Source organism: Pseudomonas sp. Cab53, assembly GCF_018325965.1.
Lineage (GTDB): Bacteria > Pseudomonadota > Gammaproteobacteria > Pseudomonadales > Pseudomonadaceae > Aquipseudomonas > Aquipseudomonas chlororaphis_E.
Genome location: NZ_AP021902.1, coordinates 5,014,145 through 5,027,307, shown reverse-complemented (window position 1 = coordinate 5,027,307; position 13,163 = coordinate 5,014,145). Strand labels below are relative to the sequence as shown.

General features: G+C 62.0%; 11 protein-coding genes and 1 pseudogene. 8 read left to right on the top strand and 4 right to left on the bottom strand.

Going from position 1 to position 13,163, the window contains the following annotated elements; translation table 11 throughout:
* Positions 1-69: 69 nt before the first annotated feature.
* The 4 genes from KI241_RS21965 to KI241_RS21950 all read left to right on the top strand — a co-directional run bounded on the left by KI241_RS21965 (position 70) and on the right by KI241_RS21950 (position 4,844).
* On the top strand, positions 70-1,374 hold the full coding sequence (locus KI241_RS21965; RefSeq protein ID WP_042730056.1) for a homoserine dehydrogenase: 1,305 nt from the start codon (positions 70-72) through the stop codon (positions 1,372-1,374).
* Between the two features lie 105 nt (positions 1,375-1,479).
* Positions 1,480-2,889: a threonine synthase gene (thrC, locus tag KI241_RS21960; RefSeq protein WP_047736763.1), complete on the top strand. Its 1,410-nt coding sequence runs from the start codon at positions 1,480-1,482 to the stop codon at positions 2,887-2,889.
* 122 nt (positions 2,890-3,011) lie between these two features.
* Positions 3,012-4,382 carry a transporter substrate-binding domain-containing protein gene (locus KI241_RS21955; protein WP_212802988.1) on the top strand — a complete coding sequence of 457 codons (1,371 nt, stop codon included), beginning with the start codon at positions 3,012-3,014 and terminating at the stop codon, positions 4,380-4,382.
* Between the two features lie 174 nt (positions 4,383-4,556).
* Positions 4,557-4,844 carry a DUF3509 domain-containing protein gene (locus KI241_RS21950; RefSeq protein WP_042730053.1) on the top strand — a complete coding sequence of 96 codons (288 nt, stop codon included), beginning with the start codon at positions 4,557-4,559 and terminating at the stop codon, positions 4,842-4,844.
* Between the two features lie 242 nt (positions 4,845-5,086).
* Here KI241_RS21950 and KI241_RS21945 read toward each other — a convergent pair.
* Positions 5,087-6,285 (bottom strand): annotated as a pseudogene (locus KI241_RS21945) (CaiB/BaiF CoA-transferase family protein).
* A gap of 147 nt (positions 6,286-6,432) precedes the next feature.
* Here KI241_RS21945 and KI241_RS21940 point away from each other — a divergent pair.
* From KI241_RS21940 to KI241_RS21930, 3 genes are all read left to right on the top strand, one after another.
* The gene (locus tag KI241_RS21940; RefSeq protein WP_047736757.1) at positions 6,433-6,975 is read left to right on the top strand and encodes a YaeQ family protein; all 543 of its coding nucleotides are present in this window, start codon (positions 6,433-6,435) and stop codon (positions 6,973-6,975) included.
* 75 nt (positions 6,976-7,050) lie between these two features.
* Complete coding sequence (gene recJ, locus KI241_RS21935) at positions 7,051-8,760, top strand: single-stranded-DNA-specific exonuclease RecJ (protein WP_042730050.1); 1,710 nt, start codon at positions 7,051-7,053, stop codon at positions 8,758-8,760.
* A 349-nt stretch (positions 8,761-9,109) separates the two neighbouring features.
* Positions 9,110-10,216 carry an NADH:flavin oxidoreductase/NADH oxidase gene (locus KI241_RS21930; protein WP_042730049.1) on the top strand — a complete coding sequence of 369 codons (1,107 nt, stop codon included), beginning with the start codon at positions 9,110-9,112 and terminating at the stop codon, positions 10,214-10,216.
* Between the two features lie 184 nt (positions 10,217-10,400).
* Here the strand turns inward: KI241_RS21930 and KI241_RS21925 are convergent, their stop codons facing one another.
* Complete coding sequence (locus tag KI241_RS21925; protein ID WP_047736754.1) at positions 10,401-12,029, bottom strand: glucan biosynthesis protein D; 1,629 nt, start codon at positions 12,027-12,029, stop codon at positions 10,401-10,403.
* Between the two features lie 364 nt (positions 12,030-12,393).
* Here KI241_RS21925 and KI241_RS21920 point away from each other — a divergent pair, with 364 nt between their 5' ends.
* Positions 12,394-12,579: a hypothetical protein gene (locus tag KI241_RS21920; RefSeq protein WP_042730047.1), complete on the top strand. Its 186-nt coding sequence runs from the start codon at positions 12,394-12,396 to the stop codon at positions 12,577-12,579.
* Positions 12,580-12,619: 40 nt separating this feature from the next.
* Here KI241_RS21920 and KI241_RS21915 read toward each other — a convergent pair whose 3' ends face one another.
* Positions 12,620-12,919, bottom strand: a complete 300-nt coding sequence (locus tag KI241_RS21915) for a type II toxin-antitoxin system RelE/ParE family toxin (RefSeq protein WP_042730046.1) — start codon at positions 12,917-12,919, stop codon at positions 12,620-12,622.
* Positions 12,882-13,145 carry a transcriptional regulator gene (locus tag KI241_RS21910; protein WP_042730045.1) on the bottom strand — a complete coding sequence of 88 codons (264 nt, stop codon included), beginning with the start codon at positions 13,143-13,145 and terminating at the stop codon, positions 12,882-12,884. Before KI241_RS21910 ends, KI241_RS21915 begins: the two co-directional genes overlap by 38 nt.
* Positions 13,146-13,163: the final 18 nt, after the last annotated feature.

Below are 13,163 nucleotides of genomic sequence, written 5' to 3'. Positions count from 1 at the left end.
AAAGCCGCGTTGCTGCGCGGCTGTATTCACGGCCGACCCTTGCGTCGGCCGTTTCATGGGGAGTCAAGAGTGAATCCGGTCAAAGTAGGCATCTGTGGGTTAGGTACCGTCGGTGGCGGCACCTTCAACGTACTTCAGCGCAACGCCGAGGAAATTGCTCGTCGTGCCGGGCGTGGAATCGAAGTGGCACAAATTGCCATGCGCACGCCAAAGCCTCAGTTCCAGACGACCGGTATTGCGATTACCAACGATGTCTTCGAAGTGGCCACGAACCCTGAGATCGACATCGTCGTAGAGCTGGTGGGCGGCTATACCGTTGCCCGCGAGTTGGTACTCAAGGCCATCGAGAATGGCAAGCATGTGGTCACCGCGAACAAGGCGCTCATCGCCGTTCACGGTAATGAAATTTTCGCCAAGGCCCGCGAGAAGGGTGTGATCGTGGCGTTCGAAGCCGCCGTGGCCGGTGGCATCCCGGTGATCAAGGCGATCCGTGAAGGCCTGTCGGCCAACCGTATCAACTGGGTGGCGGGGATCATCAACGGTACCGGCAACTTCATCCTCACCGAGATGCGCGAGAAGGGTCGCACCTTCGAAGACGTGCTGGCCGAGGCCCAGGCCCTGGGTTACGCCGAGGCCGATCCGACCTTCGACGTGGAAGGCATCGACGCCGCGCACAAGCTGACGATCCTGGCGTCCATCGCGTTCGGTATCCCGTTGCAGTTCGATAAGGCCTACACCGAAGGCATCACCAAGCTGACCACCGCTGACGTGAACTACGCCGAAGCGCTGGGCTACCGCATCAAGCACCTGGGCGTGGCACGCAGCACCGCCAGCGGCATCGAGCTGCGCGTGCACCCGACGCTGATCCCGGCCGATCGCCTGATCGCCAACGTCAACGGCGTGATGAACGCGGTGATGGTCAACGGCGACGCGTCCGGTTCGACGCTGTTCTACGGCGCCGGTGCCGGCATGGAGCCGACGGCTTCCTCGGTGGTCGCCGACCTGGTGGACGTGGTCCGCGCCATGACCTCCGACCCGGAAAACCGTGTACCGCACCTGGCCTTCCAGCCGGATTCGTTGTCGGCCCACCCGATTCTTCCGATCGAGGCGTGCGAAAGCTCCTACTACCTACGGATCCAGGCCAAGGACCACCCGGGCGTACTGGCCCAGGTGGCGAGTATCCTGTCCGAGCGGGGGATCAACATCGAGTCGATCATGCAGAAGGAAGTCGAGGAACACGACGGCCTGGTGCCGATGATCCTGCTGACCCACCGTGTGGTCGAGCAGCGCATCAACGACGCGATTGCCGCGCTCGAAGCGCTCCAGGGCGTGGTAGGCCCTGTTGTCCGGATCCGCGTTGAGCATCTGAATTAATCAAAGCTGCAAGCCGCAAGCTGCAAGCTCCAAGTAAAAGCCGATCCGCTGTCAACTTGTAGCTTGCAGCTCGAAGCTCGAAGCTCAAACCAAAGGTTTGCCCCCATGCGCTATATCAGCACCCGCGGCCAGGCACCGGCCCTGAATTTCGAAGATGTCCTGCTGGCCGGCCTGGCCACGGACGGCGGCCTCTATGTGCCGGAAAACCTGCCCCGTTTCACCCAGGAAGAAATCGCCTCCTGGGCCGGCCTGCCGTACCACGAGCTGGCGTTCCGGGTCATGCGCCCGTTCGTCACCGGCAGCATCCCGGACGCCGATTTCAAAAAGATTCTCGAAGAGACCTACGGGGTCTTTTCCCACAACGCTATCGCACCGCTGCGTCAGCTCAACGGTAACGAGTGGGTGATGGAGCTGTTCCACGGCCCGACCCTGGCGTTCAAGGACTTCGCCCTGCAATTGCTCGGCCGCCTGCTGGACTACGTGTTGCAAAAACGTGGCGAGCGCGTGGTGATCGTGGGCGCCACCTCCGGCGACACCGGCTCGGCCGCCATCGAAGGCTGCAAGCATTGCGAGAACGTCGACATCTTCATCCTGCACCCGCACAACCGTGTCTCGGAAGTGCAGCGTCGGCAGATGACGACCATCTTCGGCGATAACATCCACAACATCGCCATCGAAGGCAACTTCGACGACTGCCAGGAAATGGTCAAGGCCAGTTTCGCCGATCAGGGTTTCCTCAAGGGCACCCGGCTGGTGGCGGTGAATTCGATCAACTGGGCACGGATCATGGCCCAGATCGTTTATTACTTCCACGCAGCCCTGCAACTGGGCGGCCCGGCCCGTTCCGTGGCGTTCTCGGTACCCACCGGCAACTTTGGCGATATCTTCGCCGGCTACCTGGCGCGCAACATGGGCCTGCCGATCAACCAGTTGATCGTCGCCACCAACCGCAACGACATCCTGCACCGCTTCATGAGCGGCAACCAGTACGTCAAGGAAACCCTGCACGCCACGTTGTCGCCGTCGATGGACATCATGGTCTCGTCGAACTTCGAACGCTTGCTGTTCGACCTGCACGGTCGCAATGGCGCGGCCATCGCCGGCCTGATGGACAGCTTCAAGCAGGGCGGCGGCTTCAGCGTCGAGCCCGAGCGCTGGACCGAAGCCCGCAAGCTGTTCGATTCCCTGGCCGTGGATGACGCGCAAACCTGCGAAACCATCGCCGAGGTCTTCAGCCAATGCGGCGAGTTGCTCGACCCGCACACCGCCATCGGCGTCAAGGCCGCCCGTGAGTGCCGTCGCAGCCTGGACATCCCGATGGTGGTCCTGGGGACGGCCCATCCGGTCAAGTTCCCGGAAGCCGTGGAGCAAGCGGGTGTAGGAAAAGCGCTGGAACTGCCTGCACATCTTTCTGATTTGTTTGAGAGAGATGAGCGTTGCACCGTGTTGCCCAACGACCTGGCTGCCGTGCAGGCCTTTGTCAGTCAGCATGGCAACCGCGGAAAGCCACTCTGACCGCCTGAACCTGTCACATTTTGAAGCCCGTCTCCTGACGGGCTTTCTTGTTTCTGCATGCCAAACTGATCGGGTTTTCGGCCCTGGGAGGGACGAGCGAGTCATCTCGAAGGAAAGTGCAGATGTTGTTTTTTATCAAATCCGAACCCTTGCGCAGTTGGGTGGCAGGCCTGGCGTTGATGTACTGGGCGCCGTGGGGCGGGGCGACGCCGTTGACCACCGTCCAGGCGCCACCGCTCAACCCTGGCGAACGGCTGGTACTGGATGCCCGGGAATTGAAGTGGATCAGGGAAAACCCGCGGGTCGTGGTGGCCTCGATGCAGTTTCCGCTGTACCTGTTCAAGAATGAGCTGGGGCAGTGGGACGGCTTGAACCACGACATTCTCCAGCGCATTGCGCTGATGACCGGCCTTGAGTTCGTGCACCGGGAGTCGTTTTCCCCTGGCCAGTTATTGACCATGCTGGAGAATGGCGAGGCGGACATGACCGCCAATCTGGCGATGAATGACGAACGCCGGGACTTCCTCCATTTCAGCCATGCATTTGGCGGCTTCGGCTGGGTATTGGTTGGCCGGGCCGGGGAGACGGTGCTCCATTCGCTGGAGCAGCTCAAGGGCAAGGTCCTGGCGTTGCCCGCCCGGCATGCCCTGGAGGCGGAGATCCGGCGCGACTACCCGACCATCGAGTTGCGCACGGTCAAGACGTATGGGGAGGCGCGGGCGTTGGTGGAAAGCCGGGAGGCCTTCGCCACCATCGAGAACGAAACCAGCGTGCACCTCTACCCGGCGGGGCAGTTGCAGGTCGGCGCCAGCCTTGAGGGGCGCTGGGAACCGGACTACCTGGCGGTGCGCCAGGACCTCACCCCCTTGCTGGGGATCCTGAACAAGGCGCTGGAAGGGTTTCCGGCCGAGGACATGCGCGCACTGCGTGCCAAGTGGCTGGCGGGCACGCTCCCCAGCCCTGCGCCTTCGCTGTGGCAGCGCGTGTCGACGTGGGGGTACTGGTGCGTGATCACGGTCGCGCTGTTCGGCCTGTTGTCCGTGCTGTGGAACCGTCGGCTGCAGATCCAGGTCGATCAGCGCCTCAAGGCCGAGGCCGTGCTCAAGGACCAGTTGATGTTGCAGCGGGCCTTGATGGACGCGATTCCCGATCCGATCTTCATCCGCGACCTGGAAGGGCGCCTGATCATGTGCAACAAAAGTTACGAAGACCTGTTGGCGACGCGTTTCGAAAAGCTGCGGGGCACGCGATTGACGGATTCCAGCGTTTTCCCCCCGGCCACCGCCGAACAGCTGCATGGCGAAATGATGGAGCAGTTGCGCACCGGACAATCCCGATTTGCCGACCGGCAACTGCTGTTCAATGGCGGTTTGCGCAATATCTACCATTGGTCGGTGCCGTTCTACGGGGCCGATGGGCAGTTGCGCGGGCTGCTGGGCGGCTGGAAGGACGCAGGGCGCCGGTGGTGTCGTTCCGATGGCTTGCTGGCCTGATCCCGCAGCGTTCGCGATGCGCCGGCCTGTTGTTTGCCTGTCACATTGCACGCGCATGCTCGGTTGAACGAGGCTCAGGTGTGCCGCCTCGCTGCGCTGGCGAACTTTCTGTTGCGGCCCACGGTCATTTACTGGGTACACGCAGTTGTTTTCGGACTATTGAAGGGTGAGCGAATGGAAAGTATCAGCCTATTGCTGGGTGAGGCTTTGAGCCCGTATCAGGTCTCGCTGACTCCCTCTGGCGCCAAGGGCGAATGCCTGGTGACGCTGAAGAATGCCTCCGGGGCCATTATGGTCGAACGAGTGTTCAACCAAGCCCAATTGACCGACAAGCGTCAGCTGACGGACGTGGTCGACGGCCTGCATCGCGATGTACTGATTGCCGAGGGGCGCCTGGAGCCCTGTGTGATAGCGGCGCTGCGTAATCTGGCGGGCGACAAGGTCATGGTTGCCCCGAATTGACCCGAGTTCGTGGGAACCTTCCTACGCTTTGGTGAGTCAGACCTTTTACCAACAAGAGCGAGCATTGTGCTCCGGTGCTCGTCGCTTGTTGTACTAACCATGAATGGTTACGTTTAACCCCGAGTTGTCTCCCCACTGCTCGGGGTTTCTTTTTGCCTGGCGTTTGTGTTTTAGCGCGCAACCTTTGTGGGAGCAAGCTTGCTCCCACAACTTGATCTTCAGTGACGGCCCGCTGTGGTGTGTCAAATAGCGCCGTCGGTGCGCAGCTTGGCGATCTGCTGTGCATCGTAGCCAAGCTCGCCGAGCACTTGTGCGTTGTGTTCCCCAACGTCGGCCCGACCCAGTCGCAAGTGCCCGGCGTGTCCGACAGTTTCGGGACGATACCGGGCATCTTGAACCCCTTGCCGTCTGGCAACTTGGCCTGCAGGAACATTTCCCGGGCGAGGAATTGCGGGTCGTTGAACATGTCCTCGGCGCTGAATATCCGGCTGGCCGGCACGCCGGCCTGGTTCAACTGTTCGATGACGACATCGAGGGGCAGTGAATTGACCCAGCGGTCGATGACGCCATACAACTCGTCACGGCGGGCGTCACGGCCATCGTTGCTGGCCAGTTGCGGGTCATTGGCCAGGTCGTCGCGACCGATGAGCTGCATGAAGCGCTTGAAGATCGCGTCACCGTTGGCGCCGATCTGCACGTGCTTGCCGTCGGCGCTGGTGTGGATCGACGACGGTGTGATGCCGGGCATGATATTGCCGGTGCGCTCACGGATGAAACCGAACACGTCGAACTCCGGCACCATGCTTTCCATCATGGCGAAGATCGCCTCGTACAACGCCACGTCCACCACCTGGCCGGTGCCGCCGTTGACTTCGCGGTGGCGCAGGGCCATGAGCGCGCCGATCACGCCCCAGAGTGCGGCGATGGAGTCGCCGATGGAAATCCCGGTGCGCACGGGCGGACGGTCTTCGAAGCCGGTGATGTAGCGCAGGCCTCCCATGGATTCACCCACCGCGCCAAACCCTGGCTGGTCTTTCATCGGCCCGGTCTGGCCGAAACCCGACAGCCGCACCATCACCAGCCTGGGGTTGAGCGCGTGCAGGACGTCCCAGCCCAGGCCGAGTTTTTCCAGCACGCCGGGCCGGAAGTTCTCGATCAGGATGTCGGCTTCGCCGATCAGTTTTTTCAGGATCTGCAGGCCTTCGGGGTGTTTCAGGTTCAGGGTCAGGGATTGCTTGTTGCGCGCCTGGACGAACCACCACAGGGACGTGCCTTCATACAGCTTGCGCCACTTGCGCAGCGGATCGCCGCCGTCCGGCGATTCGACCTTGATCACCTCGGCGCCGAATTCACCGCAGATTCGCGAAGCGAAGGGCCCGGCGATCAGGGTGCCCAGTTCGATGACTTTGACGCCGGCAAGGGGTTTGGCAGTGAGCGACATGGCGGATCCTGTAGGACAAGGCAGAACGAATAGAGCGTTTTATCATAGGCCAGGGTCAGTCGCCGCAGGTTGATGGTCGGCAATTCGTGGATTGCCCGCGTCATCGGTTAGACTTGCCGCCTTTCCCCGTATCAAGAAGCCCTGTTCATGGCCCAGCCGTCCACGACCTACAAGTTTGAACTGAACCTCACCGACCTCGACCGTAATGTCTACGAGAACGTGAAGCAGACCATCGCCCGCCACCCTTCGGAGACCGAGGAACGCATGACCGTGCGTCTGCTGGCCTACGCGCTCTGGTACAACGAGCTGCTGTCTTTTGGACGTGGTCTGTCGGATGTCGATGAGCCAGCGTTGTGGGAAAAAAGCCTGGATGACCGTGTGCTGCACTGGATCGAAGTCGGTCAGCCCGATGCCGATCGCCTGACCTGGTGCTCGCGCCGCACCGAGCGCACCAGCCTGCTGGCCTACGGCAGCTTGCGCGTCTGGGAAGGCAAGGTGATTCCGGCGATCAAGAACCTGAAGAACGTCAACATCGCCGCGGTGCCCCAAGAAGTGCTCGAAACCCTGGCCCAGGACATGCCCCGGGTGATCAAGTGGGACGTGATGATAAGCGAGGGCACGGTGTTCGTGACCGATGACCGCGGTCAGCATGAAGTCCAGTTGCAATGGTTGCTGGGCGAGCGTGGTTGAGCCACCACGGCATCAAGCTCCCTCGCCACAAGTCATCAAAATTCCACAGCTTTATAGAGAAATGTCCGTCACTCCATGCGCATAGAACCCCGCCAGCTACCCGACACCCTGCCGTTTCTGGGGGACCTGCCGCCCTTGTTGACTCGCCTGTACGCCGCCCGTGGCGTGCAGTCCGAGGCCGAGCTGGACAAGAGCCTGGCGCGCCTGATTCCGTTCCAGCAGCTCAAGGGCATCGACGCGGCGGTTGACCTGTTGGTGGTGGCGCTGGAGCAGCGCCAGCGGATCCTGATCGTCGGCGACTTCGACGCCGATGGCGCGACCGCCAGCACCGTCGGCATGCTGGGGCTGCGCCTGCTTGGTGCGGCCCATGTCGACTACCTGGTGCCCAACCGCTTCGAGTATGGCTATGGCCTGACCCCGGAAATCGTCGAAGTCGCGCTGGCTCGCGAGCCGCAGTTGCTGATCACCGTCGACAACGGGATTTCCAGCGTGGAAGGCGTGGCGGCGGCGAAGGCCGCGGGGCTCAAGGTGCTGGTCACCGACCACCACTTGCCGGGCCTCGAACTGCCGGCGGCCGATGCCATCGTCAACCCGAACCAGCCTGGCTGTGAGTTTCCGAGCAAGGCGCTGGCCGGGGTCGGGGTGATCTTCTACGTGCTGATGGCGCTGCGGGCCCGCCTGCGCAGCCTGGGGTGGTACGCCAGCACGCCGCAACCGAACATTGGCGAGTTGCTCGACCTGGTGGCCCTGGGCAGCGTCGCCGACGTGGTGCCCCTGGACGCCAACAACCGCATCCTGGTGCACCAGGGGCTGGAGCGGATTCGTGCCGGGCGCGCCCGCCCAGGCATCAAGGCCATCCTGGAAGTGGCCAAGCGCGACCCTTCGCGCATCACCTCCACGGACCTCGGGTTTATCCTTGGGCCGCGCCTGAATGCGGCGGGGCGCCTGGATGACATGAGCCTGGGCATTGAATGCCTGCTCACCGACGACCCGGCCCTGGCGCGGGAAATGGCCGCGCAACTGGATGGCATGAACCAGGACCGCAAATCCATCGAGCAAGGCATGCAGCGCGAAGCCCTGGCCCAGCTCAAGGAGCTGCCTGTGGAGTCGATGCCGTTCGGCTTGTGCCTGTTCGACCCGCAGTGGCACCAAGGGGTGATCGGGATTCTCGCCTCGCGGATGAAAGAGCGCTATTTCCGACCGACCATCGCCTTTGCCGACGCCGGTGACGGCTTACTCAAGGGCTCGGGACGCTCGGTGCCGGGGTTCCACATTCGCGATGCGCTGAGCGTGGTGGCGGCGCAGCATCCGACCCTGATCAGCAAGTACGGCGGCCACGCCATGGCGGCGGGGCTGACGTTGCCGGAAGCGAATTTCCCGTTGTTTGCCGAGGCGTTCGACGCTGAAGTGCGCAGGCAACTGCGCGACGAAGACCTGACCGGGCGGCTGTTGTCGGACGGCACGTTGGCGGTCGAGGAGTTCCACCTGGAACTGGCCCGGGCGCTGCGTCATGCCGGGCCCTGGGGCCAGCATTTCCCCGAGCCGATGTTCCACGGCGTGTTTCAGTTGGTGGAACAGCGGGTGGTGGGCGAACGGCACTTGAAGGTGGTCCTCAAGAGCGAGTGCGGCTCGGTGAAGCTTGATGGCATCGCCTTTGGCATCGACCGCGAGATCTGGCCCAACCCTACCGTGCGCTGGGTGGAACTGGCCTATAAGCTCGACCTCAACGAGTTCCGCGGCCAGGAAACCGTGCAGTTGATGATTGCCCATATCGAGCCGCGGTAAACACACAGATTCCCAAGGCGATGATCTCCCTGTGGCGAGGGGATTTATCCCCGTTCGGCTGCACAGCAGCCGCAAATTGGCTGACGAGGTATGCCAGGTACACCTCGATGCCAGGTTTTGGGGCTGCTGCGCAGCCCAGCGGGGATAAATCCCCTCGCCACAGTAGCTTGTTTTAGATTCTGAACCCTGCCTTATCCCACGTTGTCGACTAGGCTCTAAGCACTGCTTGATAGCCCTTGTGACGTCTTGTCGATTTTCGTTGCCCGCGGGGGCGGGTGTTGCGCTTTTGTCACTCGTCGACTGTTCAAACAGAACCCTGGAGCCTGCCCACTGATTCGAGAGGTGCCCCATGAGTCTGCTGCTGGAACCCTATACCCTTCGTCAATTGACCCTGCCCAATCGCATCGCGGTCTCACCGATGTGCCAATATTCGAGCGTCGATGGCCTGGCCAACGACTGGCATTTGGTCCACCTGGGCAGCCGCGCCGTTGGTGGCGCCGGCCTGGTGTTCACCGAAGCCACCGCCGTCACGGCTGACGGCCGTATCACCGCCCAGGACCTGGGGCTGTGGAACGATGAACAGATCGAACCGCTGCAACGCATTACCCGTTTCATCACCGCCCAGGGGGCCGTGCCGGGTATCCAGTTGGCCCACGCCGGACGCAAGGCCAGTACCTGGCGCCCCTGGCTGGGCAACCACGGCAGCGTGAAGCCGGCGGATGGCGGCTGGGTGCCGGTCGGTCCGTCACCGATCGCCTTCGACCCGCAACACACCCAGCCGGTCCAGTTGGACGAGGGGCAGATCGCCGGCCTGATCCAGGCGTTCGTCGATTCGGCCAAGCGCGCCCTCACCGCCGGGTTCAAGGTGGTCGAAGTCCACGCCGCCCACGGTTACCTGCTGCATCAATTCCTGTCGCCCTTGAGCAATCAGCGCCGCGATCAATATGGCGGTTCGTTCGAAAACCGAATCCGCCTGGTGCTGCAAGTCACCGAAGCGATCCGGGCGGTCTGGCCTGAAGAGCTGCCGGTGTTCGTGCGCGTTTCCGCCACCGACTGGGTCGAGGACGGCTGGAACCCGGATGAAACCGTGGAGCTGGCACGGCGCCTCAGGGCGTTGGGGGTGGACCTGATCGACGTGTCCTCGGGTGGCACCGCCGCCAACGCCGAGATCCCCACCGGCCCTGGCTACCAGACCCGCTTTGCCGAACGGGTGCGCAAGGAATCGGAAATCGCCACCGGTACGGTGGGCATGATCACCGAACCGGCCCAGGCCGAACACATCCTGCGGACCTGCCAGGCAGACATCATCTTCCTGGCCCGCGAATTGTTGCGTGATCCGTACTGGGCCTTGCACGCCGACGATGACCTGGGCGGGCGCAAGGCCGTGTGGCCGGCGCAGTACCAGCGGGCGACGCATCGGGACCAGCCGATCCATGAATCGGATTTGCGCGATTGAGTGTTTGGTAAAACAAAAAAGCCCCGGTCGTCATTGGCCGGGGCTTTTTGCTTATCTGAAATCGTGAGTGTTGGTACTGCCGTCTTCGCGAGCAAGCTCGCTCCCACAGTGGATTCGTGTTGTTCACACGTAATCTATGGGAGCGGGCTTGCTCGCGAAGGCGTCATCCCTGACGCAGCAGGGCTCAGGGATACTTGCGCTTGTCCGGCGCTGGCGGGAAGTACTGGTACAGCCAGGTCTCGCTCAAGGTCCGGTCCTTGGTGCGGATGAACAGGCGCATCTGCACCGGGTCGACGCGGTCGTCGGTCGGGTACCAGTCGAAGGTGATGCGGTAGCCCTTGATCGCGTCCAGCACCAGTACGTTGAAATCCTTCACCTCGCCGTGGGAGCAGGTCACCACCGGTTCGATGCCAGTGCCCGGTGGCAACTGGTCGAGACCGCCGCCGCTGAAGTCCACGGCGAAGCGGCGGGCCCAGACGGTCGGGTAGTGTTCGCCCGGCGCCCAGCCTTCGATGAAGCCGCCCATGCCCGAACGGGTTGCATCGACATGGGCCAGGTCCGTGCTGACCGGGGGCAGGGCGCTCCAGTAGAGTTTGTAGCCGTAGTTCAGCGAGTCGCCGGCGGCCACCGGTTTCTTCGGTGTCCAGAACGCGACGATGTTATCCAGGGTTTCGCCGGTCGTAGGAATTTCCAGCAGGTCGACCGAGCCCTCGCCCCAGGCCGTCGTCGGCTCGACCCACAGGCTCGGGCGCTTGCTGTACCAGTCCACGGTGTCCTGGTAGCTGGCGAAGTCATGGTCGGTCTGTACCAGGCCGAAACCTTTCGGATTGTTGTCGGCAAAGGCGTTGAATTGCAGGGTGGCGGGGTTGTTCAACGGACGGCAGACCCACTCGCCGTTGCCGCGCCACATGGCCAGCCGGTCGGAGTCATGGATTTGCGGATGGATGGTGTCGCACATGCGCCGCTCGACGGTGCCGCAACTGAACATGCTGGTCATCGGCGCGATACCCAGTTGTTCGATGGCGGTGCGGGCGTTGATGTGCGCATCGATTTCCATCACCACACGGGTCGGTTGGCAATCGATGTCGAACCGATAGGCACCGGTGGCGCTGGGGGAGTCGAGCAAGGCGTAGACCACGAAGCGGGTGCTGTTCTTGTCCGGGGTTTCGAACCAGAACTTGGTGAAGTCCGGGAACTCCTCGCGCTTCTTGGCGTAGGTGTCGATGGCCAGGCCGCGAGCCGACAGCCCGTACTGGCCGCTGGCATCGACGGCGCGGAAATAACTGGCCCCCAGGAACGACACGATGTCGTGGCGGGCCAGCTCTGGCGCCTTGAACACGCGAAAGCCGGCGAAGCCCAGGTCACCCGTCAGTTGCGAGGTGTTGACCGTGGTTTTCTCGTAGTTGAACAGCTCCGGGCGGAAGTGCACCTCACGGGCCATGCGGGTCTTCGGGTCGAGGCTGTACATGCGCACCGGCTGCTTGAAGCCCATGCCGACGTGGAAGAACTGCGCGTCCAGTTGCCGACCTTCCAGCTCATTCCACAGGGAGTGATTGGCGTCGTACTGAATGGCGTTGAACTGCAAGGGCGACATCTGCGCCAGGGTCGGCGGCAAGACTTGCTTGGTGTCGACGTAGCGGCTGGCGGCCAGTTTGCGGGCCTGGTCTTTCAGCGAATCGAAATCGAAGGGACGGGCTTCGCCGTCGGCGGTCTGATCAGCAGCCCAGGCGCGCGCGGCCATGAGCCCTGAGGCTGACAGCCCGGTGTAGGCGGCAAAGGCCATGGAGGCCTTGAGCAGGTTCCTGCGGTGCATAAATACAACCTTTCTCGAAACAATCCCGTGCCCATCCTGGCAACAGAAGACTGATGAAGGAGTTCGGACATGCCTTTGGCCAAACGCGACGAACGTTAGAACAGATGCCTGAGAGCTGGATCGGTTCACCGAGGCGCAAAATCATAGGGGATGAGCGGGTGCCGGGAGAACGGAAAGCGGGGCTAAGTCAAAATTTCTTACAGTTATTTCTTTTTTTATAAGGATTGCGGCATTTTTTGACTAATTACTCTAAAACTCCCTTCTCCCGGTTGGAAACCTCCCTATTCTCTAGCGTGACAGGCGATCCACGCCGGGATCCACACGCGCTATCAGTTACATTCGACGTACAGAAGGACATACGCTCATGACGAAAATACAGGGCATCGCTGAAATACTGGGGATCTTTCCAAACCTGACTCATGGGCGCAGGTCGCGGCGCTTGAGCCTGGAAGAACTGAAACTGGTGGAGCGCTATCGGGAACTGTCGGAAAGCGACCGGATCGCCATGCGCTACCTGGTGGATGCAATGAGGAGTGTTTCGAGGTTCTAAGGGCAGGATCGACGGCCGGAGTGGACGGGCATCACCGATGTCATTCCGGCGACCAGTCCTGTGGACGCTCGTTGCGTTGGTGCAATATCCGCAGAATCTGCACTTGTGCATGCACCATACGGTAGGGGATAACGAACGGGTAGCGTGTCAGCACCAGCTCTCGGATATCGGGTGCGATCGAGGGGCGGCCCGAACCCGGAAAACGCTGCAGGCGTTGCAAGGTTTCCAGGATCGTGATGATGGCAGCAGCTGCGCCGTTCTTGCCGAGGGCAGCTTGGTAGTGTTCGTGAATCGAGTCGAGGTCACTCTGTGCTTTGTCGGTCAGTACGATGCTCGGCACGCTTTGCCCACTTAGCCTTAACGGCGTCCAGGTCGGTCAGGTTTCCAGCGTCGGCGTCTGCCACGCCTTCGCTGATGGCTTGCAGATGCCAGGATTCGGCCTCCACATATCGGACCAGTGCACGCTTGAGGTGGTATTGACGATCGCGGTCGGTGGCGATGGCCAACAAATCCAGCTGTTGGGCCAGACCTTCTTCCACGCGAAAGGATAAAACGGGCGAGGCCATGGCTGATCTCCTAGGGTG

What these genes read in the sequence shown, in the direction of transcription:
- thrC (WP_047736763.1), top strand. Translation starts at nt 1,480, where the DNA reads ATGCGCTATATCAGCACCCGCGGCCAGGCACCGGCCCTGAATTTCGAA.
- KI241_RS21955 (WP_212802988.1), top strand. Translation starts at nt 3,012, where the DNA reads ATGTTGTTTTTTATCAAATCCGAACCCTTGCGCAGTTGGGTGGCAGGC.
- KI241_RS21950 (WP_042730053.1), top strand. Translation starts at nt 4,557, where the DNA reads ATGGAAAGTATCAGCCTATTGCTGGGTGAGGCTTTGAGCCCGTATCAG.
- KI241_RS21940 (WP_047736757.1), top strand. Translation starts at nt 6,433, where the DNA reads ATGGCCCAGCCGTCCACGACCTACAAGTTTGAACTGAACCTCACCGAC.
- recJ (WP_042730050.1), top strand. Translation starts at nt 7,051, where the DNA reads ATGCGCATAGAACCCCGCCAGCTACCCGACACCCTGCCGTTTCTGGGG.
- KI241_RS21930 (WP_042730049.1), top strand. Translation starts at nt 9,110, where the DNA reads ATGAGTCTGCTGCTGGAACCCTATACCCTTCGTCAATTGACCCTGCCC.
- KI241_RS21925 (WP_047736754.1), bottom strand. Translation starts at nt 12,029, where the DNA reads ATGCACCGCAGGAACCTGCTCAAGGCCTCCATGGCCTTTGCCGCCTAC.
- KI241_RS21920 (WP_042730047.1), top strand. Translation starts at nt 12,394, where the DNA reads ATGACGAAAATACAGGGCATCGCTGAAATACTGGGGATCTTTCCAAAC.
- KI241_RS21910 (WP_042730045.1), bottom strand. Translation starts at nt 13,145, where the DNA reads ATGGCCTCGCCCGTTTTATCCTTTCGCGTGGAAGAAGGTCTGGCCCAA.